Annotated in this window: 27 protein-coding genes; 2 read left to right on the top strand and 25 right to left on the bottom strand. The window is 68.6% G+C overall.

Going from position 1 to position 25,803, the window contains the following annotated elements; all coding sequences use genetic code 11:
* Positions 1-30: 30 nt before the first annotated feature.
* The 12 genes from G6R20_RS03960 to rpsJ form a co-directional block, all read right to left on the bottom strand.
* Positions 31-1,086, bottom strand: a complete 1,056-nt coding sequence (locus tag G6R20_RS03960; protein WP_240341252.1) for an alpha/beta hydrolase family protein — start codon at positions 1,084-1,086, stop codon at positions 31-33.
* 526 nt (positions 1,087-1,612) lie between these two features.
* Entirely contained in the window at positions 1,613-1,909 is a 297-nt protein-coding gene (gene rpsQ, locus G6R20_RS03955) for a 30S ribosomal protein S17 (protein ID WP_172812145.1), read from the bottom strand.
* Positions 1,906-2,136 (bottom strand): 50S ribosomal protein L29, encoded by a 231-nt coding sequence (gene rpmC / locus G6R20_RS03950; RefSeq protein ID WP_017838199.1) that lies wholly within the window; start codon positions 2,134-2,136, stop codon positions 1,906-1,908. Before rpmC ends, rpsQ begins: the two co-directional genes overlap by 4 nt.
* Complete coding sequence (gene rplP, locus G6R20_RS03945) at positions 2,136-2,552, bottom strand: 50S ribosomal protein L16 (protein ID WP_010541175.1); 417 nt, start codon at positions 2,550-2,552, stop codon at positions 2,136-2,138. The genes rpmC and rplP overlap by 1 nt, the downstream gene beginning before the upstream one ends.
* A 2-nt stretch (positions 2,553-2,554) precedes the next feature.
* Positions 2,555-3,388 carry a 30S ribosomal protein S3 gene (rpsC, locus tag G6R20_RS03940; RefSeq protein WP_067716670.1) on the bottom strand — a complete coding sequence of 278 codons (834 nt, stop codon included), beginning with the start codon at positions 3,386-3,388 and terminating at the stop codon, positions 2,555-2,557.
* Positions 3,389-3,826 (bottom strand): 50S ribosomal protein L22, encoded by a 438-nt coding sequence (rplV, locus tag G6R20_RS03935; protein ID WP_163375605.1) that lies wholly within the window; start codon positions 3,824-3,826, stop codon positions 3,389-3,391.
* Positions 3,823-4,104 (bottom strand): 30S ribosomal protein S19, encoded by a 282-nt coding sequence (gene rpsS / locus G6R20_RS03930; RefSeq protein WP_007628126.1) that lies wholly within the window; start codon positions 4,102-4,104, stop codon positions 3,823-3,825. The genes rplV and rpsS overlap by 4 nt, the downstream gene beginning before the upstream one ends.
* A gap of 14 nt (positions 4,105-4,118) precedes the next feature.
* Positions 4,119-4,955 (bottom strand): 50S ribosomal protein L2, encoded by an 837-nt coding sequence (gene rplB, locus G6R20_RS03925; protein ID WP_067716676.1) that lies wholly within the window; start codon positions 4,953-4,955, stop codon positions 4,119-4,121.
* Between the two features lie 31 nt (positions 4,956-4,986).
* Positions 4,987-5,289 carry a 50S ribosomal protein L23 gene (rplW, locus tag G6R20_RS03920; RefSeq protein WP_067716678.1) on the bottom strand — a complete coding sequence of 101 codons (303 nt, stop codon included), beginning with the start codon at positions 5,287-5,289 and terminating at the stop codon, positions 4,987-4,989.
* On the bottom strand, positions 5,286-5,975 hold the full coding sequence (gene rplD / locus G6R20_RS03915; RefSeq protein WP_067716681.1) for a 50S ribosomal protein L4: 690 nt from the start codon (positions 5,973-5,975) through the stop codon (positions 5,286-5,288). The genes rplW and rplD overlap by 4 nt, the downstream gene beginning before the upstream one ends.
* Positions 5,972-6,637: a 50S ribosomal protein L3 gene (gene rplC / locus G6R20_RS03910; RefSeq protein ID WP_067716684.1), complete on the bottom strand. Its 666-nt coding sequence runs from the start codon at positions 6,635-6,637 to the stop codon at positions 5,972-5,974. Before rplC ends, rplD begins: the two co-directional genes overlap by 4 nt.
* Positions 6,638-6,689: 52 nt before the next feature.
* Entirely contained in the window at positions 6,690-6,995 is a 306-nt protein-coding gene (gene rpsJ / locus G6R20_RS03905) for a 30S ribosomal protein S10 (protein ID WP_003938093.1), read from the bottom strand.
* 552 nt (positions 6,996-7,547) lie between these two features.
* Between rpsJ and G6R20_RS03900 the strand changes: the two genes are divergently transcribed.
* On the top strand, positions 7,548-7,820 hold the full coding sequence (locus tag G6R20_RS03900; RefSeq protein WP_069388740.1) for a hypothetical protein: 273 nt from the start codon (positions 7,548-7,550) through the stop codon (positions 7,818-7,820).
* A 179-nt stretch (positions 7,821-7,999) separates the two neighbouring features.
* Here G6R20_RS03900 and tuf read toward each other — a convergent pair whose 3' ends face one another.
* The 13 genes from tuf to G6R20_RS03835 all read right to left on the bottom strand — a co-directional run bounded on the left by tuf (position 8,000) and on the right by G6R20_RS03835 (position 24,060).
* Entirely contained in the window at positions 8,000-9,190 is a 1,191-nt protein-coding gene (gene tuf / locus G6R20_RS03895; protein WP_067716691.1) for an elongation factor Tu, read from the bottom strand.
* A 175-nt stretch (positions 9,191-9,365) separates the two neighbouring features.
* Entirely contained in the window at positions 9,366-11,477 is a 2,112-nt protein-coding gene (gene fusA, locus G6R20_RS03890) for an elongation factor G (protein ID WP_067716694.1), read from the bottom strand.
* Positions 11,478-11,672: 195 nt separating this feature from the next.
* Positions 11,673-12,143 (bottom strand): 30S ribosomal protein S7, encoded by a 471-nt coding sequence (gene rpsG / locus G6R20_RS03885; RefSeq protein ID WP_067716696.1) that lies wholly within the window; start codon positions 12,141-12,143, stop codon positions 11,673-11,675.
* Positions 12,143-12,514, bottom strand: coding sequence for a 30S ribosomal protein S12 (rpsL, locus tag G6R20_RS03880; protein ID WP_010541164.1), 372 nt, complete (start codon positions 12,512-12,514; stop codon positions 12,143-12,145). The genes rpsG and rpsL overlap by 1 nt, the downstream gene beginning before the upstream one ends.
* A gap of 199 nt (positions 12,515-12,713) precedes the next feature.
* The gene (locus tag G6R20_RS03875; RefSeq protein ID WP_067716699.1) at positions 12,714-13,364 is read right to left on the bottom strand and encodes a TetR/AcrR family transcriptional regulator; all 651 of its coding nucleotides are present in this window, start codon (positions 13,362-13,364) and stop codon (positions 12,714-12,716) included.
* A gap of 11 nt (positions 13,365-13,375) precedes the next feature.
* Positions 13,376-14,509 carry an NDMA-dependent alcohol dehydrogenase gene (locus G6R20_RS03870; protein ID WP_069388741.1) on the bottom strand — a complete coding sequence of 378 codons (1,134 nt, stop codon included), beginning with the start codon at positions 14,507-14,509 and terminating at the stop codon, positions 13,376-13,378.
* A gap of 78 nt (positions 14,510-14,587) precedes the next feature.
* Positions 14,588-15,385 carry an enoyl-CoA hydratase family protein gene (locus tag G6R20_RS03865; protein ID WP_069388742.1) on the bottom strand — a complete coding sequence of 266 codons (798 nt, stop codon included), beginning with the start codon at positions 15,383-15,385 and terminating at the stop codon, positions 14,588-14,590.
* 1 nt (position 15,386) lies between these two features.
* On the bottom strand, positions 15,387-16,568 hold the full coding sequence (locus G6R20_RS03860; protein ID WP_119193299.1) for an acyl-CoA dehydrogenase family protein: 1,182 nt from the start codon (positions 16,566-16,568) through the stop codon (positions 15,387-15,389).
* Positions 16,565-18,616 (bottom strand): biotin carboxylase N-terminal domain-containing protein, encoded by a 2,052-nt coding sequence (locus G6R20_RS03855; RefSeq protein WP_069388744.1) that lies wholly within the window; start codon positions 18,614-18,616, stop codon positions 16,565-16,567. Before G6R20_RS03855 ends, G6R20_RS03860 begins: the two co-directional genes overlap by 4 nt.
* Positions 18,617-18,627: 11 nt before the next feature.
* Complete coding sequence (locus G6R20_RS03850) at positions 18,628-20,226, bottom strand: carboxyl transferase domain-containing protein (RefSeq protein WP_067716709.1); 1,599 nt, start codon at positions 20,224-20,226, stop codon at positions 18,628-18,630.
* Positions 20,223-21,425: an acyl-CoA dehydrogenase family protein gene (locus G6R20_RS03845; protein WP_082923930.1), complete on the bottom strand. Its 1,203-nt coding sequence runs from the start codon at positions 21,423-21,425 to the stop codon at positions 20,223-20,225. The genes G6R20_RS03850 and G6R20_RS03845 overlap by 4 nt, the downstream gene beginning before the upstream one ends.
* On the bottom strand, positions 21,422-23,245 hold the full coding sequence (locus tag G6R20_RS03840) for an acyclic terpene utilization AtuA family protein (RefSeq protein WP_067716712.1): 1,824 nt from the start codon (positions 23,243-23,245) through the stop codon (positions 21,422-21,424). The genes G6R20_RS03845 and G6R20_RS03840 overlap by 4 nt, the downstream gene beginning before the upstream one ends.
* Positions 23,242-24,060 (bottom strand): TIGR03084 family metal-binding protein, encoded by an 819-nt coding sequence (locus G6R20_RS03835; protein ID WP_067716716.1) that lies wholly within the window; start codon positions 24,058-24,060, stop codon positions 23,242-23,244. Before G6R20_RS03835 ends, G6R20_RS03840 begins: the two co-directional genes overlap by 4 nt.
* Positions 24,061-24,195: 135 nt before the next feature.
* Between G6R20_RS03835 and G6R20_RS03830 the strand changes: the two genes are divergently transcribed.
* A complete protein-coding gene (locus G6R20_RS03830) occupies positions 24,196-25,803 on the top strand; it encodes a class I adenylate-forming enzyme family protein (protein ID WP_083249509.1) in 1,608 nt (535 codons plus the stop codon).

Below are 25,803 nucleotides of genomic sequence, written 5' to 3'. Positions count from 1 at the left end.
GGTGCGCATGCACCGGGACCCAAATCCCGGTCAGCTACCGCTCGAACCGGCCGATCCGGATCCACGCAGGGAACCCGTCGAACCGCTCGATCCCGATGAGCCGGCAGCGCTAGCCCCGGAGTCCGCCACTCCCCCCGTCGTCCTCCGCCCGTTGGGCGCGGCGTCGGGCAGTCCGGAGAGGACGTGATCCATCCCCGGCCGCATCTCGGTGACGAAGACCGGCCAGTTGTGGATCCCGGAGGGCATGTAGTTCATCCTCAGGTCGACCCCGGGAACCGAGGCGAGCGCGGCCTCGAGTGCACGGGTGCTCTCGTAGGAGCCCTTCTCGAGGACATGTCCGTCGATGAGCACGAGTTCGTTGCTGCCGAAGCGGCCGAGCTCGCTGGAACCCACCAGCCCGGTCGCGGCGCTGAGGTAGACCGCCTTGCCCTCGAGCCCGGAGGGGTCCGCCACGGTGTCGTGCTCCACCCACTCCCGGGACCCGCGCGGCCCCCACATGTTGGTGACGTCCCCGTGGCGAGCGGCCACGGTGAGTCGCGCGTACTGGTAGCCGAGCTCGTCGGTGGTCGAATAGGCGCCGCTGATACCGGCGGCGCCTCCGAACATCTCGTTCCTGTTGGCCAGATGAAGCGCCGCGGACGCCCCCATCGACACGCCCATGACCCCCCAGCTCCCGTTGTGGGCGAGCGGCCCCGCGGCCCCGGGTAAACCGGCCTCGAGCAGCGGCGGCAACTCCTCGGTGAGGAACGTCTCCCAGTTGTTGGGGCCCAGGACGGGATCGTCCGCCTGCCAGTCGGACCACATCGACGCCGGGCCGCCCGTCGGAACGATCACGTTCACCGCGCGGTCGCGCAGCGCGGGATCGCCCCAGCCCATACCCGTGCTCCACCCGGACGGGACCTCGGAACCGACGCCGTCGAGGAAGTACACGTTGGGCGCGTCGACGCCCGCCGGGGCGCGGTAGACCTCGACGCGGACCGTCCGTTGCATGGATTCAGACGTCACGGTCCACACCTCGGCGCGACGATCGACCGCCTCCGTCGACGCCGGGAAGAGAGGCTCGATCCGCTGCACGGTGGAGGACACGATGGACCCGTCCCGTGTCGCGCGGGGCCCGGCCGGGGGTTGGGAGCTTCCCGGACGGGGGAAATCGCTGGAACCGATGGCGCCGACGGATCCGAGGACGGACGTGACCGGGATCGGGGCACCGAGCTGGGTCGACGCGGCGATACTGAGCGATGGTGCGCCCAACAGGCTCCCGGGCGCCACGCTGGGAACGAGGGATCCCGAATCGACTGACCCCGGGCCCGTGCTCTGGGCGCCGGCGACGGGAAGCCCCGTGGCCGTCGTAGTGATCACGACCGCGCCGATCGCGAGCGCACTCAGACCACGACGGCGATCGCCCCGCCCACTCCCCCGTCGGCCGAAATGTGGTTCGTTCCCCATATGACGATCCTGTCCTCTCGGCCAGCGTCGGACGCTGACACACTACTCAAAATTCGTTACACCACGGTGATCCGTTACATTCGGCCGTCCCGTGCGCCCCCGCAACGCGAGACGGCCCGGCCCCGGAGTCCCGGGGCCGGGCCGTTCGCATATGTCGAGTGGGGGCTTACTTGGCCCGCTCGAGCACCTCGACGAGGCGATACCGCTTGGAGGCGGACAGCGGGCGGGTCTCCATGATCCGCACGCGGTCGCCGACTCCGGCGGTGTTGGTCTCGTCGTGGGCCTTGACCCGCTCGGTACGGCGCATGATCTTGCCGTACAGCGGGTGCTTCACGCGGTCCTCGAGCTCGACGATGATGGTCTTCTCCATCTTGTCGGACACGACGTACCCGATGCGCACCTTGCGGCTGTTGCGCTCGGTGTTCTCGTTGGACTCAGTCACAACTGCTTCCTTGTCACTCACTTGGCATCACCCGGCGCCGCCGACAGACCGAGCTCGCGCTCGCGAATGACGGTGTAGATGCGAGCGATGTCGTGGCGGACGACACGCAGGCGACGGTTGTTGGTCAGCTGACCGGTGGCCATCTGGAAGCGCAGGTTGAACAGCTCTTCCTTGGCCTCACGCAGACGCGCGGTCAGCGCATCCGCATCGAGCTCACGCAGCTCGGGGGCGGTGGTTCCACTAGCCATCAGAACTGCTCCTCCCGGGTCACGATGCGGGTCTTGCACGGGAGCTTGTGCTGCGCGCGGCGAAGGGCCTCGCGAGCGGTCTCCTCGTTCGGGTACGACATCTCGAACAGGATGCGGCCCGGCTTGACATTGGCCACCCACCACTCGACCGAGCCCTTACCGGAACCCATCCGCACCTCGGCGGGCTTCTTGGTCAGGGGACGATCCGGATAGATGTTGATCCACACCTTGCCACCACGCTTGATGTGGCGGTTGATGGCGATACGTGCGGACTCGATCTGACGGTTGGTGACGTAGGCCGGCTCGAGAGCCTGGATGCCGTAGTCACCGAAGGTCACCTTGGTACCACCCTTTGCCCCGCCCTTACGGCCGGGGTGGTGCTGCTTGCGGTGCTTGACGCGCTTGGGGATAAGCACTGTCACGCCTCCCTGGTCTGGTTCTGCGGTGCCTCGGCAGGAGCCTCGGCGGCCGAGCCGGAACCGGCGCGGCCGGTCTCGGTGCTGGTCGCAGTGGTGCCCTGGGCCCCGGAGCGACGCGGACGACCGGCGCCACGCTCGCGGCGGGGACCGCGGTCGGCACCGCCACGGTTGCTGGACTGGGCGTACTGGTCGGACTCGCGACGGCCGCCGACCACGTCACCCTTGTAGATCCACACCTTGACACCGATACGACCGAAGGTCGTCTTGGCCTCGTAGGTGCCGTAGTCGATCTCGGCACGCAGGGTGTGCAGGGGGACGCGCCCCTCGTGGTAGCGCTCCGAACGGGACATCTCGGCACCGCCGAGACGACCCGAACAGACCACCTTGATGCCCTTGACCTGGGGCTGACGCATGGCCGACTGGATGCCCTTGCGCATCGCGCGACGGAACGCCACACGATTCGAGAGCTGCTCGGCGATCCCCTGGGCGACGAGCTGGGCGTCGGCCTCGGTGTTCTTGATCTCGAGGATGTTGAGGTGGACCTGCTTGGCGGTGAGCTTCTCGAGCTCCCCGCGAAGACGGTCCGCCTCGGCGCCCCGACGGCCGATCACGATGCCCGGGCGGGCCGTGTGAATGTCCACGTGGACCCGGTCACGGGTCCGCGAGATGTCGACCCCGGAGATACCGGCCCGCTCCATGCCCTTGGACAGGAGCTGACGGATCTTGATGTCCTCGGCGACGTAGTCGGCGTACTGCTTGTCGGCGAACCACTTGGACGTCCAGTCCGAGGTGATGCCGAGACGGAAGCCGTGCGGCTGGATCTTCTGTCCCATTTAGCGGGCACCTCCCTGGTTGCGACGCGCCCGACCGGAGCCGGTCTTCTCGGGCACGCTGGTCACCTCGATGGTGATGTGGCTCGTACGCTTACGCACGCGGAACGCACGACCCTGGGCACGCGGGCGGAAACGCTTGAGGGTCGGCCCCTCGTCGGCGTAGCCCGCCGTGACCACGAGGGTCCGGGGGTCCAGGTCGAGGTTGTTCTCGGCGTTGGCCATCGCCGAGGCGAGGACCTTGGCGACCGGCTCGCTGGCGGCCTGCGGGGCGAACCGCAGCGTGTTCAGCGCGTCGGCGGCGTCCTTGCCGCGGATGAGGTCGATCACACGACGCGCCTTCATGGGCGTGACGCGGACGAACTTGGCGGTGGCACGCGCGGAGAGCTTCTGCTCGGCCGTCGCCGTGCCGTCGTCGGTCTTCTTCGTATCAGTGCTCATCGACGCTTACTCTTCCGATCGTCCTTGATGTGCCCCTTGAACGTGCGCGTCGGCGCGAACTCGCCGAGCTTGTGACCCACCATCGAGTCGGACACGAACACGGGCACATGCTTGCGGCCGTCATGGACGGCGAACGTGTGGCCGATGAAATCGGGCAGGATCGTCGAGCGCCGCGACCAGGTCTTGATGACCTGATGCGTGCCCTTGTCGTTCTGCACGTCCACCTTCGCGAGGAGGTGTTCGTCGACGAACGGACCCTTCTTGAGACTACGAGGCATCCTAGTTTCCCTCCTTAACGCTTCTTACCGGTGCGACGGCGACGGACGATCATGCTGTCACTCGCCTTGTTGGGCTTGCGGGTCCGGCCCTCGGGCTGGCCCCACGGGCTGACGGGGTGACGTCCACCGGACGTCTTACCCTCGCCACCACCATGCGGGTGGTCGACGGGGTTCATGACCACGCCACGGACGGTCGGGCGAACGCCCTTCCACCGCATGCGGCCGGCCTTACCCCAGTTGATGTTGGCCTGCTCGGCGTTGCCGACCTCGCCGATCGTGGCGCGGCACCGCACGTCGACCCGGCGGATCTCACCGGAGGGCATGCGGAGGGAGGCGTAGGTCCCCTCCTTACCGAGCAGCTGGATGCCGGCGCCGGCGGCGCGGGCCATCTTGGCGCCGCCGCCCGGACGGAGCTCCACCGCGTGCACCACGGTGCCTGCGGGGATGTTCCGGAGCGGGAGGTTGTTGCCGGTCTTGATGTCGGCGCCTGCACCCGACTCGACCTTCATGCCCTGCTTCAGGTTGCGCGGGGCGAGGATGTACCGCTTCTCCCCGTCGGCGTAGTGCAGGAGGGCGATGTTGGCGGTGCGGTTCGGGTCGTACTCGATGTGCGCGACGGTGGCGAGCACGCCGTCCTTGTCATTACGACGGAAGTCGATGACGCGGTACTGGCGCTTGTGGCCACCGCCCTTGTGGCGGCTGGTGATACGGCCGTGACCGTTGCGGCCGCCGGTCTTGCTCAGCGGGCGCAGCAGCGACTTCTCGGGCGTCGAGCGGGTGATCTCGGCGAAGTCCGAGACGCTCGAGCCGCGACGACCGGGGGTCGTGGGCTTGTACTTGCGGATAGCCATGAGGTTCTCTCGTCCTTAACTCTTCCCGCCGTCAGGCGGTCAGACCCGGGATCTCGATGGGCTTGCTGTCGGCCGCGAGGGTCACGATGGCGCGCTTGGTGCTCTTGCGCTGTCCGTACCCGGTGCGGGTGCGCTTGCGCTTGCCCTGACGGTTGGCGGTGTTCACGGACTCAACGGTGACGCCGAAGATCTCCTGGATGGCGATCTTGATCTGCGTCTTGTTGGCGCCCGGGGCGACCTGGAACGTGTACACGCCCTGCTCGAGCAGGCCGTAGGCCTTCTCGGAGACGACCGGGGCGAGGATCACGTCCCGGGGATCGGCGACGGTGCTCACTTGTCGGCCTCCTTCGCTGCCTTGCCGGCGAACGCACGGCTCGCCTGCGTGACGAACGCGTCCAGAGCCTCGACCGAGAACACGACGTCGTCAGCGTGGAGCACGTCGTAGGTGTTGAGCTGATCCGGAGCGATCGGATGGACGTGATCGAGGTTGGCCACGGAACGCCATGCGGCGACGTCCTCACGACCGACGACGATCAGGATCTTCTTGCGGTCGGACAGGGTGCCCAGGAAGTCGCGGACACCGGCCGTCGACGGCTTCTGTCCCTCGACGAACTCGGTCACCACGTGGAGGCGATCGGCCGAGACCCGGTCGGAGAGGGCACCGCGGAGCGCGGCGGCCTTCATCTTCTTGGGGGTGCGCTGCGAGTAGTCACGCGGCTTCGGGCCGTGGACGGTGCCGCCGCCGGTGTAGGCGGGGGCGCGGGTCGAACCCTGACGGGCGCGGCCGGTGCCCTTCTGGCGGAACGGCTTGCGGCCGCCGCCGCGGACCTCGCCACGGGTCTTGGTCGAGTGCGTGCCCTGACGCGCCGCGGCGAGCTGAGCCACCACGACCTGGTGCATCAGGGGCAGGTTGGGCTCGACGCCGAAGATCTCGGCGGGGAGCTCGACCGAACCGTCGGTCTTGCCCGCCGGGGTACGGACGTCCAGCTTGAGGTTCACGGTGTTCTCCGTGGTGGTCATGCGCGCGCACCGCCCTTCACTGCGGAACGGACCATCACAAGGCCGCCGTTACGACCCGGGATGGCTCCCTTGATGAGGAGGACGCCGGCCTCGGCGTCCACCTTGTGGACCTTGAGGTTCATGGTGGTCACGCGATCGTTGCCCATGCGGCCGGCCATCGACTTGCCCTTGAAGACGCGGCCCGGGGTCGATGCCCCGCCGATGGAACCCGGCTTGCGGTGTACGGCCTGCGTACCGTGCGAGGCACCCTGGCCGGCGAAGCCGTAGCGCTTCATGGTACCGGCGAAGCCCTTGCCCTTGGAGGTGCCGGTGACGTCGACGAACGCGCCGTCCTCGAACACGTCGGCGCCGATCTCCTGGCCGATCTCGAACCCGGCGGCCTGCTCGGCGTTGTCGAGTCGGATCTCGGCGAGGTGACGACGGGGGGTGACCCCGGCCTTATCGAACTGGCCGGCCACCGGCTTGGTGACCTTGCGGGGGTCGATCGCGCCGAACGCGATCTGGACGGCGTCGTAGCCGTCGGTCTCTTGGGTACGGATCCCGGTCACGACGCACGGCCCGGCCTTGACGACGGTAACCGGAACCACCCGGTTGTTCTCGTCGAAGACCTGGGTCATGCCGAGCTTGGCGCCCAGGATTCCCTTGATCTCGGTGTTAGTCATCTGTTCACTGTCTCCGCTGCACGTTGCTTGCTGACCGCTACGCGGTCGGAGGTCACTGGATGTTGACGTCGACGCTGGCAGGCAGGTCGATACGCATGAGAGCGTCCACGGTCTTCGGCGTGGGGTCGAGAATGTCGATCAACCGCTTGTGGGTACGCATCTCGAAGTGCTCACGCGAATCCTTGTACTTGTGCGGCGAGCGGATGACGCAGTAGACGTTCTTCTCGGTGGGCAGCGGCACGGGACCGACGACACGAGCACCCGTACGGGTCACCGTCTCGACGATCTTGCGGGCCGAGGCGTCGATAGCTTCATGGTCGTAGGCCTTGAGCCGGATGCGGATCTTTTGTCCCGCCACTTCGTCCTCTTCTCCTCCCGCCCGTGAGGGCGGCTGTCGTAAGCGCCCTCGCTGCGCGGGGACACTGTGTGTTCGCTTGTCATGTGTGACACCGTCAGACCGTCTACCACCCGGTCCCGTGCATCGGTGCTCCATCGTGGAGGACCCCGCCGCGCGCCCACGGGCATGACACGACTACGAGACCTCCAGAGGACGGAGTGCCACATCGCTCGCGCGAGGCGAGGATGACGGCGGACCGATCCGCTGCCGCTGTTGACGTGTCACGACGCGTCCACGCGGTCGGGCGTGTCGCCCTCCCGCTTTTCCGGCGGGTGATCACTCACCCGCCCCGGTCGTGCTCGCCCGACCAACCCGACTCTCCCCGGGGCCCATCGGGCCCATACGGGATCGCCGCCTTGTCCGGGCAACTTGACCAGTATGCAGTACATCGGCCGGAAGGGCAAAATCCCGGACGCCCCGGCGTCCTCGGGTGCGTCACGGACCCCGGCACGACGACCGGGTACTTCGGTAGCGTCGGGAAGACCAGAGTCCACACGCGGAGGAGACCACATCGTGAACAGCAGACGCGAGCCGCGGGACCCCGCCGCCTACAAACGGGACAGGCGGCAGGCGGTCCTGCGCCACCATCCGGACGCGGGCGGCGATCCCGATGAACTCTTCCGGGCACTCGCGGAAGTCGACCGCCGGCACGGGGTATCCGGTCCCGGGTACGACGCGCACGGCGCGAGTGCCGAACAGGTCGCCGCCGTCGCCGCGGCCGCGCTCGCCGGGGTCGCCGCGGTGGGGTTGTCGATCGCGATGACAATCCTCGGTCGTCGCAGGTAGTTCGGTCGCCGCAGGTAGCTCGCTCGTCGCACGAAACTCGGTCGCCTCAGATAAACCGGTCGTCCACTCCCCCGGGCACGCGTGAACCACCGCGAAATGCGGGAAGGGCGCCCCACCTGACGGTGGGGCGCCCTTCCTCGATCGACCCGGGGAATCACCCGGACCGAGCGGTCAGTGGATCACTTGATGATCTTGGTGACCTGTCCGGCGCCGACGGTGCGGCCACCCTCGCGGATCGCGAAGCGCAGGCCCTCATCCATGGCGACCGGCTGGATGAGCTCGACGCTCATCTCGGTGTTGTCGCCCGGCATGACCATCTCGGTGCCCTCGGGGAGGGTCACGACGCCGGTCACGTCCGTGGTACGGAAGTAGAACTGCGGGCGGTAGTTGTTGAAGAACGGCGTGTGACGGCCGCCCTCGTCCTTGGACAGGATGTACGCCTGGCCCTCGAACGTGGTGTGCGGGGTGTAGGCGCCCGGCTTGATGACGACCTGGCCACGCTCGACGTCCTCGCGCTTGAGACCACGGACGAGCAGACCGACGTTGTCGCCGGCCTCGCCGTAGTCGAGCAGCTTACGGAACATCTCGATGCCCGTGATGGTGGTCTTGGTGGCCTTCTCCTTGATGCCGATGAGCTCGACATCCTCGTTCACGTTGATCTGGCCACGCTCGATACGACCGGTGACGACGGTGCCACGACCGGTGATCGTGAAGACATCCTCGACGGGCATGAGGAACGGCTTGTCGGTCTCACGCTCGGGATCCGGGACGGAGTCGTCGCAGGCCTGCATGAGGTCGACGATGGCCTGGACCCACTTCGGGTCACCCTCGAGCGCCTTGAGCGCCGAGATGTGGACGACCGGAGCGTCCTCGTCGAAGTCCTGCGACGCCAGCAGCTCGCGGACCTCCATCTCGACGAGCTCGAGGATCTCCTCGTCGTCGACCATGTCGCACTTGTTCAGGGCGACGAGGATGTAGGGCACACCGACCTGACGGGCGAGCAGCACGTGCTCACGGGTCTGCGGCATGGGGCCGTCGGTGGCCGCCACGACGAGGATCGCGCCGTCCATCTGGGCGGCACCGGTGATCATGTTCTTGATGTAGTCGGCGTGACCGGGGGCGTCGACGTGCGCGTAGTGGCGCTTCTCGGTCTGGTACTCGACGTGGGAGATGTTGATCGTGATACCACGAGCCTTCTCCTCCGGCGCCTTGTCGATCTCGTCGAACGCGAACGCGTCGTTGAGGTCGGGGTAGGTGTCCGCCAGAACCTTGGTGATGGCCGCGGTGGTGGTGGTCTTGCCGTGGTCGACGTGACCGATGGTGCCGATGTTTACGTGCGGTTTGGTCCGCTCGAACTTCGCCTTCGCCACTTGGTGTCCTCCTGGACTGGTCTGTCCCCACCTGGAGGTGGGCACTGCTTTGTGTGGGATCTGATCTTACTCATCGTGCCGTGTTGAGCACGAACCGGCGGCCACCCGGAGGTTCGACCGTGCGCCGCCGGCATCGGCCCCACCCCGCCTGACGGCGGGGCGGGACCAGTACCGGTTACTCGCCGGTCGCCTTGGCGATGATCTCCTTGGCCACGCCCGCCGGAACCTCGGCGTAGTGGGAGAAGACCATCGAGTAGTTGGCCCGGCCCTGCGTCTTCGACCGGAGGTCGCCGACGTAGCCGAACATCTCGGAGAGCGGCACGTGGGCCTTGACGACGCGGGCGCCGGAGCGCTCCTCCATCGCCTGGATCTGGCCGCGGCGGGAGTTGATGTCGCCGATGACGTCACCCATGTAGTCCTCGGGCGTGACGACCTCCACGGCCATCAGCGGCTCCAGGATCACGGGCTGGCACTTACGGGCGGCCTCCTTGAAGGCCATGGAGCCCGCGACCTTGAACGCCATCTCGGACGAGTCGACCTCGTGGTACGCGCCGTCGACGAGCGTCGCCTTGACGTTGACCATCGGGTAGCCGGCGAGGATGCCGTACTGCATGGCGTCCTTGATGCCGGCGTCCACGGAGGGGATGTACTCCTTGGGCACGCGGCCACCGGTGACCTTGTCGCTGAACTCGTAGGTCTCGCCGGCTTCGACGGCCTCCTGGTCCAGCGGGCCGAGCGCGATCTGCACCTTCGCGAACTGACCGGAACCACCGGTCTGCTTCTTGTGGGTGTAGTCGAACTTGTCGATCGAGCCCTTGATGGTCTCGCGGTACGCGACCTGCGGCTTGCCGACGTTGGCCTCGACCTTGAACTCGCGCTTCATCCGGTCGACGAGCACGTCCAGGTGGAGCTCGCCCATTCCGCCGATGACGGTCTGCCCGGTCTCCTCGTCCAGCCGCACGGAGAACGTCGGATCCTCACGGGCCAGCTTCTGGATGGCCGTGCCGAGCTTCTCCTGGTCGGCCTTGGTCTTGGGCTCGATGGAGACGTCGATGACCGGGTCCGGGAAGGTCATGGACTCGAGGATGACCTGGTTGTTCAGGTCACACAGTGTGTCACCCGTCGTGGTGTCCTTCAGCCCGATGAACGCGTAGATGTGGCCGGCGACGGCCTCCTCCACGGGCATCTCCTTGTTGGCGTGCATCTGGAAGAGCTTGCCGACGCGCTCCTTCTTCCCCTTGGTCGCGTTCTGCACCTGGGTGCTCGGGTCGATGCGGCCCGAGTAGACACGGACGAAGGTCAGCTCTCCGAAGAACGGGTGCACGGCGATCTTGAACGCGAGCGCCGCGAACGGCTCGTCCTTGGACGGCTTGCGGAGGATCTCCGTCTCCTCGTCCCCGACCTTGTGGCCGTGGACCTCGCCGACGTCCAGCGGGTTGGGGAGGTAGGCGATGACGGCGTCGAGCAGCGGCTGGATGCCCTTGTTCTTGTACGCCGAACCACACAGCACCGGGTAGATCTCGGCGTTGACGACCATCTTGCGGATCGCCGCCTGGATCTCGTCCTTCGTCAGCTCCTCGCCACCGAAATACTTCTCCATCAGCGCCTCGTCGCTCTCGGCGACGGTCTCGAGGAGCTTCTCGCGGTACTCCTCGGCCTTCTCCTGCAGGTCGGCCGGGATGTCCTGCACCTGCGCCTCGGTGCCGATGTCGGTCTTGCCCGGCCAGACGAGCGCCTTCATCTCGACGAGGTCGACGACACCGTCGAACTCGTCCTCGGCGCCGATCGGGAGCTGCAGGACCAGCGGCTTCGCGCCGAGACGGTCGACGATGGTCTGGACCGTGTAGAAGAAGTCCGCGCCCATCTTGTCCATCTTGTTGACGAAGCAGATGCGGGGCACATCGTACTTCTCGGCCTGACGCCAGACCTGCTCGGACTGGGGCTCGACGCCCTCCTTGCCGTCGAAGACGGCGACGGCGCCGTCCAGGACGCGCAGGGACCGCTCCACCTCGACGGTGAAGTCGACGTGGCCCGGGGTGTCGATGATGTTGATCTGGTTGTTGGACCAGAAACAGGTGACGGCGGCGGACGTGATCGTGATGCCGCGCTCTTTCTCCTGCTCCATCCAGTCGGTGGTCGACGCACCGTCGTGCGTCTCGCCTGCCTTGCGGTTGACACCCGTGTAGAACAGGATGCGCTCGGTGACGGTGGTCTTACCGGCGTCGATGTGCGCCATGATGCCGATGTTGCGGACCTTGTTGAGGTCGGTCAGCACGTCCTGTGCCACGGATTCTCCCGAATGTGAGTCGTCGGTGGCCCGTGCGGTCGCTGTCGACCGTCCGAACCGGGTCGGTAGTGCTGCCGGTACCTGCACGCGGGGCGTGAGGTACGGGCCTTGATCAATGATGCCACCCGGCGGGTGACAACGGGACCCTGGCCGGGGGGACGTGGATACCCACGCCCCGGCCCGGGTCCCGACGCGTCACCAGCGGTAGTGAGCGAACGCCCGGTTTGCCTCGGCCATCTTGTGGGTGTCCTCGCGGCGCTTGACCGCGGCACCCAGACCGTTGGAGGCGTCCAGGATCTCGTTGGCCAGACGCTCGACCATCGTGTTCTCACGACGCTGCCGGGAGAACGTCACCAGCCAGCGCATCGCCAGGGTCGTCGAACGACCGGGGCGGACCTCGACGGGCACCTGGTAGGTGGCGCCGCCGACACGACGGGAGCGGACCTCGAGAGCCGGCTTGACGTTGTCGAGCGCCTTCTTGAGGGTGATGACCGGATCGGTTCCGGTCTTCTCGCGGCAGATCTCCAGCGCGGAGTAGACGATGCGCTCGGCGGTCGTCTTCTTGCCGTCGAGGAGGATCTTGTTCACGAGCTGGGTGACCAGCGGCGACCCGTAGACCGGGTCGTTGATCAGCTGGCGCTTGGGGGCGGGACCCTTACGAGGCATTACTTCTCCTTCTTGGCGCCGTAGCGGGAGCGGGCCTGCTTGCGGTCCTTCACACCCTGGGTGTCGAGCGAGCCGCGGATGATCTTGTAGCGCACACCCGGGAGGTCCTTCACACGCCCGCCACGCACGAGCACCATGGAGTGCTCCTGCAGGTTGTGGCCCTCACCGGGGATGTAGGCGGAGACCTCGATACCGGTGGTCAGGCGCACACGGGCGACCTTACGGAGCGCGGAGTTCGGCTTCTTGGGGGTCGTGGTGTACACACGGGTGCACACGCCACGACGCTGAGGCGAACCCTTGAGGGCAGCCGTCGACGTCGCCGACTTCTTGTCCTGGCGGCCCTTGCGGACCAGCTGGTTGATGGTTGGCATGAACCGACTTTCTCTAGCTGGCGGCCTCCACGGGGGCGACCACCGGTCACTGGGACGTTGCTCGTATCCGGACTCTCGCGCGCCTGTCGCCGCGCACGGCCGACCATGTCAGCCGCTCTCGCTGGCCTACCGGGCACGATCGTCCAGCTCGCGCACTGCGAGCACGATGGTGAAGCCTAACCGCCGGGGGATGCAGCGGTCAAAATGGGCCGGTCGCGGCATCTCCCGCGGGCGGGGCTCCGGCCGCATCGAGGACCGTGTCCAGGGTATGGGCCCAGAATCTCACGATCTTGTCACGTCGCGCCGAGTCGTCGGACAGGACGTCCGCGAGCCCCAGCCCCCTAGCGAGGTCCAGGGTGGTCTGGAGTGCGCGCCGGATTCGCGCGTCACCCGGATCGCGACCCAGGGCGGCCGCGGCGATGGACAGGACCTCACGGGACATGTGGTTCTCGAGCGGGAGCACGCGGTCCCTGAGGGCCGGGTCTGAGGCCGCCGCGGTCCATACGTGGAGCGCGGCCTTGAACAGGTCGGACGTGTAGTGCCCGACTATGAGCCGGACCACCGCGACCGTTCGCTCGGGTCCGGGCTCGGGAAGGTCGAGGCCCACGGTCCGGACGTCCTCGAGTCGCTGTTCGATCATGTGCCCGAGCGCGGCGGTGATGAGGTCCTCGCGCGTCGGGAAGTGGTGCTGGGCGGCGCCCCGTGAGACGCCGGCGGCGGCGGCCACCGCACCCACGGTGGTCGCCGCCCAGCCCTGCGTCGCGAGGAGGTCGATCGAGGCACCGAGCAGACGCTCCCGCGTGATACGGCTCCTGTCCTGCTTGGGGGCGCGCTGCTCGGGTGCCGTCATGTGTCCTCCTGTTACCAGTCCTGCTCGTCGTAGATGATCACACCGCGGATGTTCTTGCCGTCGCGCATGTCCTGGTACCCCTGGTTGATCTCCTCGAGCCGGTACGTCTTGGTGACGAGCTCGTCCAGTTTGAGGTTCCCGGCGCGGTACTGGTGCAGCAGGTGCGGGATCTGCTTGCGCGGGCCGGTGCCACCGAAGATGGCGCCCTGGAGGGTCTTCTGCTGCATCGCCAGGTCCATGATTGACACCTGGGCGTCGACGGCCATCATGTCCCCCAGGCCCACCACGACACACCGGCGGCCCTTGCCCGTGAGGAGCAGACCGGGGAGCAGGTCTTTGCCCTCGACCACGCCCATCGTGAGGATGACCAGATCGGCCATCCGACCCCAGCTGATCTCTCCGACCAGTGCCATCGCCTCGTCCATGGAGCTGCAGGTGTGGGTGGCCCCGAACTCCTTGGCCTTCTCGCGCTTGAACTCGACCGGGTCGACGGCGACGATCGCGCGAGCTCCCGCGGCAGCCGCGCCCTGCACCGAGTTGATGCCGATGCCGCCGACGCCCACTACGACGACGATGTCGCCTTCCTTCGCCCCACCGATCTCGGTGGCCGATCCCCAGCCCGTGGCGACGCCGCAGCCCAGCAGGGCGGCCTTGTCGAGCGGGATGTCCTTCTCGATCTTGACGACGGAGGACTGGTGGACGGTCACGTACGGCGAGAATGTCCCGAGAACACACATCGAGGCGACCGGCTCGCCCGCGGTGGTGTGGACCCGGTAGGTGTCATCGCTGATCGCGCGGCCGGTCAGCAGGCCGGCACCGTTGTCACAGAGGTTCTGGAGCCCCTCTGCGCAGGGCGGGCAGGTGCCACAGGCGGGAATGAACGCCAGGACGACGTGGTCACCCTCCTCGATCCCGGTGACGCCCTCACCGACCTTGGTGACGACACCGGCACCCTCGTGTCCGCCGAGGATGGGGTAGGTCTCGAACTGCAGGTCGCCGGTGAGGAGGTGCTCGTCCGAATGGCAGAGGCCCGATGCGGCCAACTTGACCTGGACCTCACCGACCCTGGGATCGCCCAGATCGACCTCGACGACCTCCCAGCCGTCCTGCTTGGGCTCCCTGATGATGGCGGCCTTGGTACGCATGCATGTACTCCTAGTGTGAAGGGGTGATGTGGCGCTGGTGATGTGGCTCTGGTCACGTGACCAGCGCCACATCCCACGCTACTCCGTGTCGGTCGCCCAGGAGGGCTGTCTGCGTTCCAGGAACGCGGTCATTCCCTCGGCGACCTCGGGGGTCGTGAACAGACGGGCGGTGACTCCCGCCAGCTCCTCCCCACGCGCTTCGAGCTCGGCGAGCACGGGCGCCGCGAGCAGGGCCTTGTTCTCCTCGAGCCCCTGGGGTGAGCAGGGCCGGAAGGCGGCCACAAGCTCGCCGACCGCACCCTGGACATCTTCGACCGAATCGGAGAGCAACCCGATCCGCAGCGCGTGCCCGGAGTCGAACTTCTCCCCCGTCAGCAGGGCTCGAGCGAGGTCCCTCGAGTTCACGCGTGCGGCCAGGGGCACGGAGATCATCGCGGCCGCCAGTCCGAGGCGGACCTCGGTGAGCGCGAAGGACGAGGACGGACCGGCGATCGCGAAATCGCAGGCCGACACCAGACCCATTCCGCCCGCGCGTACGTGGCCGTCGACCGCGGCGATCACCGGCTTCGGGTGGGAGAGGATCGCGGACAGCACGCCCAGGAAGATCCGGGTCCGCTCGGCGGCCTGCTCTTCGGGGCTCCCCTGGTTCGCGGACGCCTCGGACAGATCCGCACCGGCGCAGAACGTCCCGCCGGCGTGCCCGAGGACGACGACGCGGGCGGTGTCGTCCCCGGCGGCCCGGTCGAGCGCCGCGTGGAGTTGCTCGATCAGGGGGGTCGAGAGGGCGTTGCGGTTGTGTTGCGAGTCCAGGGTGAGGCGGGCTGCGCCCCCATGGACCTCGTAGTGCACCAGCGTCTGGTCTTCCACCGCGCTCACCTCAGTAGCTCTTCGGCAGCCCGAGCGAGTGCTGGGCCACGTAGTTGAGGATCATCTCCCGACTGACCGGGGCGATACGGGGCAGACGCGACGCGGCGAGCATGCCGGCCAGTCCGTACTCGACCGACAGACCGTTGCCACCGAGGGTCTGGATGGCCTGGTCCACGGTGCGGGCCGAGACCTCACCGGAGGCGTACTTCGCCATGTTGGCGGCCTCGCCGGCCAGGTCGTCCCTGCCGGCGTCCACCAGGGCCGCGGCCTTGCGCATCATCAACCGCGCCAGCTCGAGTTCGATCTTGCATTGCGCCAGCGGGTGTGACACGCCCTGGTGGGCGCCGATCGGGGTCTTCCACACCTGCCGCTCGTTGGCGTACTTGGTCGCCCGGTCCATGGCGAAACGGGCGATGCCCACAGCCATGCCCGAGGCCATGATGCGCTCCGGGTTGAGACCGGCGAAGAGCATGAGCAGCGCCGTGTCGCCGTCGCCGATGAGCGCCTCGGCCGGCAGCCGGACATCGTCGAAGTACAGCTGGAACTGCCGCTCGGGGGTCCGCACCTCGGTGGGGATGTGCGTCTTGGCGAGGCCCGGGGCGTCCGTGGGCACCATCAACAAGGCCGGCTGGAGCTTGCCGCTGGTCGCGCCCTCGAGGCGGGCGACGACGAGGATGGCGTCGGCCTGGTCGACACCGGAGATGTAGGTCTTCTGCCCGCTGAGCAGGAAATCGGAGCCGTCGCGGCGGGCCGTGGTGGTGATCGCGTGCGAGTTGGACCCGGCGTCGGGCTCGGTGATCGCGAAGGAGGTGATGGTCTCACCGGAGGCGATGCCCGGCAGCCACCTCTTCTTCTGCTCCTCGGTGCCGAAGCGCGAGATGATCGTGCCGTTGATGGCCGGCGAGACGACCATCATGAGCAGGCCGGCGCCCGCCGCGGAGAGCTCCTCCTCCACGATGGCGAGCTCGGTCATCCCGGCTCCGCCGCCACCGTACTCCGCCGGCAGGTTCACGCCGAGCAGGCCGAGCTTGCCGGCCTCGGTCCACAACTCGTTGGTGGTCTCGCCGGTGTCGGACTTGTCCCGCATGTACTCGATGCCGTACCGCGAGCCCAGCTCGAAGGCCACCTGGCGGAGCTGCGTCTGCTCCTCCGTGTCGATGACGGGATTGGGGATCTGTGAGATGTCGGTCATCGTGATCGGTCCTGTTCGGTGTCGGTGTCGGTGTCGAGATCGGAGAGGACGGCGAGGACCGTTCCCGATTCGACCTGTGTGCCGACCTCCACGGGGAGCTCGGCGACGATGCCGTCGACGGCGGCGGCGATGGTGTGTTCCATCTTCATGGCCTCCATCCAGAGCAACGGCTGTCCGGCGGTGACGGTGTCGCCGACGGCGACCGCGACGCGGATGACCGCGCCCGGCATAGGTGCGAGCAGCGACCCCGCGGCGACCTCGGCGGCGGGGTCGGTATAGCGCGGCGGCTCGACGAGTGAGACGGGACCGAGCGGGGAGTCGACCTCGACGACGGTGTCCGCACCCGGGGTCTCGTAGCGGGCCACGGTGAAGACGCGACGCACTCCCCTGACCTCGAAGACGGCGGAGTCGGGGGCCACCGCCTCGACGGTGACGATCCCGGCGAGGTCTCCGTCCGGGCGGGCGCCGGAACGCTCGCGGATGTAGGCCACCTCGAACTCGTCCTCACCGTGGCGGAACGTCCGCTTCTGCAGCGTGCGCCCGACGTTTCGGAACCCGGCCTGGGCCAGCGCCACCGGTCCGGCGAGGTGGTCGGCGGTTCCGGAGACCACCGCCGCGGCCAGCGCGGAGATCGCGACGGCCTCGGGGCCGGCGAGCGGCGCGGCGAGCGACTCGGCGCCGTGGTCGTCGAGGAACGTCGTCGACAGGTTGCCGGCGATGAACTCCGGGTGCCGGAGCACGCGGACGAGTTGGGCGCGGTTGGTGACCAGACCGTGGACCCGCGCACGAGCCAGGGCACCGGCGAGGGAGGCACAGGCCTCAGCGCGCGTGCGGCCGTAGGAGATGACCTTGGCGAGCATCGGGTCGTAGTGCACTCCGATGAGGGCACCGTCGGCGCCCGGCTCGACGCCGCTGTCCAGCCGGATTCCCGGGCGGTGGGGGCCCTCGAAGCTCGAGGAGACCCCGCGGACGTCGAGCGCCCAGAGGGTTCCCGACCCCGGCGTGTAGTCGCCTGCGGGATCCTCTGCGTAGAGGCGGGCCTCCAGTGACCAGCCGTGGGTGGCCGGTGGCTCCGCGGACGGCAGCGGCAGGCCCGCCGCCACGTCGAACTGCAGGGCGACCAGATCGAGTCCGGTGGTGGCCTCGGTGACCGGGTGCTCCACCTGGAGGCGGGTGTTCATCTCGAGGAAGAAGAACTCGCCGTCGTCGGTGGCCAGGAACTCGACCGTGCCGGCGCCGGTGTACCCGATCGCGGAGGCGGCGTCGCGGGCTGCCTTGTAGAGCGCCTCCCGCATTCCCGGAGTCCGCTCGACGAGGGGACTGGGGGCCTCCTCGATGACCTTCTGGTGGCGGCGCTGGATGGAACACTCGCGCTCCCCCACCGCCCAGACGGTGCCGTGCGAGTCGGCCATGATCTGGACCTCGATGTGACGTCCACGCTCGAGGTAGCGCTCGCAGAACACCGCGTCGTCGCCGAAGGCGGACTTCGCCTCGCGCTGCGCGCCTTCGATCTCGTCGTGCAGCGAGTCGAGGGTGCGGACGATCCGCATGCCGCGACCTCCGCCACCGGCGGACGCCTTGACGAGCACCGGGAGCATGTCCTCGGTGAGGTCGGCGGGCTCGAGGTCGGTGAGCATCGGCACGCCGGCCTCGCCCATAATCTTCTTGGCCTCGATCTTGGAGCCCATGGCCTCGATGGCCGCGACCGGCGGGCCGACCCAGGTCAGGCCCGCGTCGATCACGTCGCGGGCGAACCCGGCGTTCTCAGACAGGAACCCGTATCCGGGGTGGATGGCGTCGGCGCCGGCCGCCTCGGCCGCGGCGATGACCAGATCACCGCGCAGGTAGGTCTCGGCGGGGGTGTTGCCGGGCAGGCGGACGGCGGCGTCGGCCTCGCGGGTGTGGGGCGCCTCGGCATCGGCGTCGGAGAACACGGCGACAGTGGTCATGCCGAGTAACCGCGCGGTGTGGTGGACGCGTCGGGCGATCTCGCCGCGGTTGGCCACCAGGACTGAAGTGATCGGAGTCGGGATTGATGAATTCTCCATGATTTCGTTCCTCACATCCGGAAGACGCCGAAGCGGTCGGTTCCGGCGACTTCTCCGGAGTGGATCGCGGACAGGCTGAGGCCCAGCACCGTCCGGGTGTCGCGGGGGTCGATGACGCCGTCGTCGTAGAGCATCCCCGACAGGAAGGCGGGCAGGGACTCCTTCTCGATCTGGTCGGCGATCGCAGTCTTGAGTCCGTCGATGGTCTCCTGGTCCATCTCCTGACCGCGGGCGGCGCTGGCGGCCGCGGCGACGGAGGTGACCACGTCGGCGAGCTGCTGCCCACCCATGACGGCGGACTTGGCGCTGGGCCAGGTGTAGAGGAACCGGGGGTCGAACGCGCGGCCACACATGCCGTAGTGGCCGGCACCGTAGGAGGCGGCCGTGATGAGCGACAGGTGCGGGACCTCGGAGTTGGAGACCGCGTTGATCATCATCGCGCCGTGCTTGATGATGCCGCCGCGCTCGTACTCCGACCCGACCATGTAGCCGGTGGTGTTGTGCATGAACAGCAGGGGTGTGTCGTATCGATTGGCCAGCTCGATGAACTGGGTTGCCTTCTGGGCCTCCTCGCTGAACAGCACGCCGCGCGCGTTGGCGATGATCCCGACCGGGTAACCGTGGAGCTCGGCCCAACCGGTGACGAGACTCGCGCCGTACAGCGGCTTGAACTCGTCGAAGACCGAGCCGTCGACGATCCGGGCGATGATCTCGCGCGGGTCGAACGGGATCCTGAGGTCCTCCGGGACGATCCCGAGCAGCTCGTCGGTGCCGTACAGCGGCTCCGCGACCTGGGCACGCGGGGCGCGCCCGGCCTTGGTCCAGTTGAGACGGCGGACGATACCCCGGGTCAAGCGGGCAGCGTCGGCCTCGTCCACCGCCAGGTGGTCGGCCAGGCCGGAGACTCGGGCGTGCATGTCGGCGCCACCGAGGGTCTCCTCGTCGGCGATCTCACCGGTGGCGGCCTTGACCAGCGGCGGGCCGGCGAGGAAGACCTTGGAACGTTCCTCGATCATGACGACGTGATCGCTCATGCCGGGCACGTACGCGCCACCGGCGGTGGAGTTTCCGTAGACCACGGCGATGGTGGGGATGCCGGCCTTGGACAGGCGGGTCAGGTCGCGGAAGAGCGCGCCGCCGGGGACGAACACCTCCTTCTGCGTGGGCAGGTCGGCGCCACCGGACTCCACGAGGCTGATGACCGGGATCCGGTTCTTCATGGCCACGTCGTTGAGACGGAGGACCTTGCGCAGCGTCCACGGGTTGGAGGTGCCGCCCTTGACCGTCGGATCGTTGGCGATGAGCAGGCACTCGACGCCCTCGACCACACCGATCCCGGCCACCACGGAGGCACCGGTCTGGAAGTCGGAGCCCCACGCGGCGAGCGCGCACAACTCCAGGAACGGGGACTCCGGGTCGAGGATCATGTCGATCCGCTCGCGGGCGGTGAACTTGCCGCGCTCGCGGTGGCGGGCGACCTTGCGCTCGCCACCGCCGGACAGTGCCGGCTCGAGATCCGTGGCGAGCTGGTCGAGCTTGCCCTCCATGGCCTGCCTCGCGGCACCGAACTCGGCGCTGGTGGTGTCCAGTGTGGAACGGAGGATTGTCATGCCGTGAACCCCAAACGTCGTCCGGCGAGGGTGGTCAGGATCTCGGTCGTGCCGCCCCCGATGCCCAGGAGCCGGACATCGCGGTACTGGCGGCTGACCTCGGACTCCGACATGAAGCCGAGTCCTCCGAACAGCTGCACCGCCTGGTTGGCGACCCATTCGGCGCACTCGACGGCGGTGTTCTTGGCGAAGCAGACCTCGGCGATGGCGTCCTGCCCCGACACCGCCAGGTTCACACAGTGGTGCGTGTAGGTGCGGGCGAGATCGATCCGACGGGCCATCTCGGTGACCGTGTTCTGCACGCCCTGCCGGGACAGCAGCGGGCGTCCGAAGGTCTCCCGCTCGCGGACCCAGTCCAGCGTGAGATCGAGGCAGCGCTGTGCCTGGGAGTATCCCTGGGCGGCCAGCGCGGCGCGCTCGCCGACGAAGCCGATCCCGATCTGCGCGAAGCCGTCGTTCTCCGCGCCGACGAGGTTCTCCACCGGCACCCGACAGTCGGTGAACGTCAGCTCGGCGGTGTCGGAGGCGCGCCAGCCGAGCTTGTCGAGCGGCGCCGAGATGTGGAAGCCCGGGGTGTCCGTGGGGATGACGAGCAGGCTCACACCGGCGGCGCCCTTGAGCTCCTCGCCGCCGGTACGGACGGCGGCGACGACGAAGTCGGCGCGCGTCGCGGAGGTGATGTACGTCTTGGCACCGTTGACGACGTAGTGATCGCCGTCCCGCCGGGCCGTGGTGGTGAGGTGGCCGACGTCCGATCCGCCACCGGGTTCGGTGATGGCCAGGGAGCCGATCATCTCGCCGGCGAGGGTGGGCTTGACCCAGCGCTCGATCTGTTCCGGGGTGCCGGACTGGGCCAGGTGCGGGATCGCGATGCCGCAGGTGAAGAGTGACGCGAACACGCCGCCGGACACTCCGGCCTCGTGCAGCGCCTCGCACACGATCATCGAATCGATCGCGTCGCCGCCACCGCCGCCGACCTCCTCGGGGAACGAGACCCCGAGCAGTCCCAGCTCGCCTGCCTTGCGGTGGAGCTCGCGCGGGATCGAGCCCGCGGCCTCCCACTCGTCGAGGTGGGGCAGGATCTCCCGCTCGGCGAAGCGGGTCGTGGCCTCGCGCAGCGCGAGACGCTCCTCGGAGTACCAGGGGTCGCCTGGCACATGGGGTGGGACGGCGGGGACGGTACGGCGTGGGATGGTCACTCGTTCTCCTTCGCTTGGGCCGGTGCGGCGGTCACGGGGGCGTTGATGTGGTCGGGGATGTCGACGACCCGGGAGCGGAGCCACTCCGCCAGGCCCTTGGCCTGCGGGTCCCAGCGGTAACCGTGCGCCACGCCCTTGCCGAGCAGTCCGTCGATGACGAAGTTGACCGCGCCCAGCTTCGGCAGCTCATAGCGCTCGATCGGCAACTCCGCGGCCTCGGGCAGGAGGCGTCTCAGCTCGTCGACGGTGAGGGTGTCTCGCATCCAGGCGTAGGCCTCGGCGTCACCGGCCCACAGTCCGATGTTGGCGGTGCCGCCCTTGTCGCCGGAGCGGGCCCCGAGGACGTCGCCCAGCGGGCGCCGGCGGGTCGACCCCGTCACCGGCACTGCGGAAACGAGCGGGTTGCCGTCGGCGTCCAGTCCGTCGGAGGCGTGGCCGTCGCCCATCTCCTCCGTCCTGGCGGGGGGGTCGATGTCGACCCGGGTCCCGTCGGGCAGGACCGCGATGTGCGGCACCTCGTTTTGGTCCAGGTAGGCGGGGATGTACACGCCGTACGGTCCCCCGCGGCCGGGCGGCGCGCTGGGGGTGGCGCCCGGATAGCTGGACAAGGTCATGGCGACCGCGGCATCGGAGAACGCTCGACCGACCACGTCGGAGTCCGGGTCCCAGGCGACGATGGTCATCAGCGCGGTCGCGGCGGCCTGGGTGTCGGCGTCGGGGTGGTCGGTGCGGTGCAGGCGGAAGTCCAGCTGCGCCGGCTCGCGCTCGAGCCCGGCCAGGAGCTGGCGCTCGACCAGGGCCGCCTTGTCCTCGATGTCCAAGCCCGTGAGCAGGAACGTGATCTCGTTGCGGAAGCCGCCGAGGCAGGTGACGGACACCTTGGTGGTGGGCGGTGCCGTCTCGCCCACGACGCCGGAGATCCGGACGCGGTCGGCACCCTCCTGCTCGAGCACGGCGGTGTCGAGTCGGGTGACGACGTCGGGTCCGCCGTAGCGCGCGCCGGTCACCTCGTAGAGCAGCTGCGAGGTGACGGTGCCGACGGTGACCGCGCCCCCGGTTCCCGCATGCTTGGTGATGACGGAGGTGCCGTCGGCGGCGATCTCGGCGATCGGGAAGCCGGGCTTCACCGGGTCGGCGATCTCGCCGCGGTTGAAGAAGGCGTAGTTTCCGCCGGTGGCCTGCGTGCCGCACTCGATGACGTGGCCCGCGGCGGTGGCGCCGGCGAGTGCGTCCAGGTCGTCGCGTCCCCAACCGAAGTGACTGATCGCCGGGCCGACGATCACGGACGCGTCCGTGACGCGGCCGGTGACCACGATGTCGGCCCCCGCGTCGAGGCACCGTGCGATGCCGAAGGCGCCCAGGTAGGCGTTGGCCGTGACCGGGAACCCGGCGTCCTCTGGGACGTCGAGCTCCCCGATCCGGGCGATGAGGTCGTCGCCCTCGACGTGGGCGACCTTCGCCGGCAGACCCTGCCGATCCGCGAGTTGGCGGATGGCGTCGGCCAGCGCGGCCGGGTTGACCCCACCCGCGTTGGCCACGATCTTGACGTTCTTCTCGAGTGCCAGAGCGAGGCAGTCCTCGAGCTGGCGCAGGAAGGTCTTGGCGTAACCGAGCTCGGCGCTCTTCATCCGGTCGCGGCCGAGGATGAGCATGGTCAGCTCGGCCAGGTAGTCACCGGTGAGGACGTCGAGTTCGCCGCCGGAGAGCATCTCGCGCATCGCGGAGATGCGGTCGCCGTAGAACCCGGACATGTTGCCGACGCGCAGTGGCGCGGGGGTGGACGGTCCGGGGGTGGACGGCGTGGACGTGGACGAGGTCATGCTCGTGCTCCCTTCTCACGGCCGCTGCCGGGGAGTCCGGCGAACGCCTGGGCGATGCGGAGCCATCCCAGCGCGTCCTCGCCGTCCGCCTCCAGAGCGGTGTCGTCGAGGTGCACACGCTGGGTGACCAGCAGACAGAAGTCGAGGATCGGGCCCGTGACCCGCTGCTCGGCGTCGGCGGGGCCGAACTCGAGGACGGTGCCGTCGGCCTGTGTGAGGGCGACGTGGACCTCGGAGGCGGGTGCCTCCAGCCCGTTCATCATGTAGGCGAACGCGCGGGTCTTCCAGCCCAGACGGGCGACGTGCGGGAGGGCGCCGAGGAAAGCCGGGTCGGTGTCGACGCCCACGCCCAGGGCGTCCGCGACGTCCACGCCGTGCGCCCAGGTCTCCATGATCCGGGCGGTGGTCATGGACTTGGACCGCATGGGCGGGCCGAACCACGGGATCTTCTCCCCCGGGTCGGCGGCCTTGAGCGCGTCGGCGAGTTCGCCCCGGGCGAGGCGCCAGCGCGCGAGGACCTCGTCGCGACCGGTGGCGGCGATCTCGGCCGCGCCGGCGTCGACGAAGCCTGTGGGGTCTGACGAGGCCTTGTCCACCACGGCCTGGAAGGCTTCCGCGTCGCGGATGGCGGTGACGGAGACCTCGTCGGTCCAGGCCAGGTGGGCGATCTGCATCGCGACGTCCCAGCCCTCGGCCGGGGTATCGGTGTTCCAGCGATCGGCCCCGACGGTCTCGACGAGCTCGTCCACCCGGGCGTTGAGTGCGGCGAGGGCCGCGTGCGGATCCTCCGTCTCGGAGGGCTGGGGCTTGGTCATGGCGAGAACGATCCCACCTCCCCACGAATAAAGCAAGCGTGCTTGCTTGCTTTTGTCCGCCACCCCTGGAAGTCTTTGCCGTGGTGATCCCCGTCACTTCTGATGCGGGAGGCCCCGACCCCTTACGGAGACACCGTGCGACTAGATCTGACCGGGATCGACCCCGTCGACCACGCCCTGGCCCGCCGCTGCTCGGTGGGTGACCTCCCCACCCGGGCGGCGGCCACGTTCGCGGGCCGGACCGCCCTCACGGACGACGCGGGATCGTGGACGTATCTCGAGCTCGAGGCCGTGTCCAACCGGTTCGCCCACGGGTTGACCGCGCACGGGATCGAGGCGGAGGAACCGGTCGCGCTCCTGTCGATGAACTGCCGCGAGTTCGTCGCCACCTACTTCGGGACGGCCAAGGCGGGGATGGTCTCGCTGCCCATCAACCTCCTGTCCGGGTTGGACAACATCGAGCACGCCCTGACCGACTCGGGGACCCGCATCCTCGTGGTCCACGGTTCACTCGCGGAATTGGTGATGGGAGCGGTCGCCGCCATTCCCGCGATCCGCACCGTCGTCGTCGTCGGAGGCGTGCCCGACGGCCTGGAGGCCCCCGCCGACGGTCCCGCGCTGATCGGGTGGGACGACCTCCTGGCCGACGACGACACCAATCCCGACACGGTGATCGGCGACCGCCAGGTCGTGCAGTGCCTCTACTCTTCCGGGACCACCTCACGCCCCAAGGGCGTCCTCACCTCGCACCTCGCGGTGACCATGGCCGCGCTCGGCAACGGGGCCGTCTTCGGCCTCAACTGGGGAGCCGAGGCCTCGGTCACGGTCTGCCCGCTCCCCCTCTTCCACACCGCCGGCCTCAACGGGGTCCTGTTGTCCGCCGTCACCATGGGCGCGACCGTCCACCTCCTGCCGGGCTTCGACCCGGTCCAATACGCCGACACGGTCGCCCGGGTCCACGCCACCCACCTGGTCGGCCTGCCTCTCATGCTGGAGGCCCTCGCCGACGGCAGGGACCGCGGCCTCGACCTGTCCTCGATCCGGTTCCTGCTCTACGCCATGGCCCCGATGTCCGAGGAGATGCGCAGACGCCTGGAGTCCGCGCTCCCGGACGCCAGGATGGCGCTGGCCTCGGGGATGAGCGAGTGCACCCCGGCCACCGTGATGCAGTGGCCCGAGCTCAATCCGGACAAGTCCGACTCCTGGGGTTACCCCACCCCGATCGCGGAGAACCGGATCAGCGAACCGGGCGGTGCCGAGCTCATGCCCGTCGGCCAGGAAGGCGAGATCGTCTACCGCGGACCGACGGTGATGGAGGGCTACTGGAACAACCCCGAGGCCAACGCCGCGGCGTTCGTGGGCGGCCGCCTGCACTCCGGCGATCTGGGGCGTATCGACCGGGAGGGGGTCGTGTGGTTCGCCGACCGCGTCAAGGACATCGTCAAGTCCGGCGGCGAGAACGTCTCCTCGATGCACGTGGAGCGGGTCCTCATGGACCACCCGCACGTCGCCGAGGTCGCCTGCGTCGGGCGCCCGGACCCCAAGTGGGGCGAGCTCGTGGTCGCAGTCGTGGTGCCCGCCGAGGGCGCACCGGCCGAGGACGATCTCAAGGGCTCGGTCATGGAGTTCGGCGCGGAGCGGCTCTCCCCCTCGCACCGGCCGCGCGACGTCGTGGTGGTCGACTCCATCCCCCGCACGGCGACCGGGAAGATCCGAAAGGCCGAGCTGCGGGCGGCGCAATGA

It is taken from the genome of Dietzia sp. Alg238-R159 (assembly GCF_900537145.1).
Taxonomy (GTDB): Bacteria; Actinomycetota; Actinomycetes; order Mycobacteriales; family Mycobacteriaceae; genus Dietzia; species Dietzia kunjamensis.
Note: the sequence above shows the minus strand (reverse complement) of the source record. Positions and strands in the feature narration are given on the sequence as shown.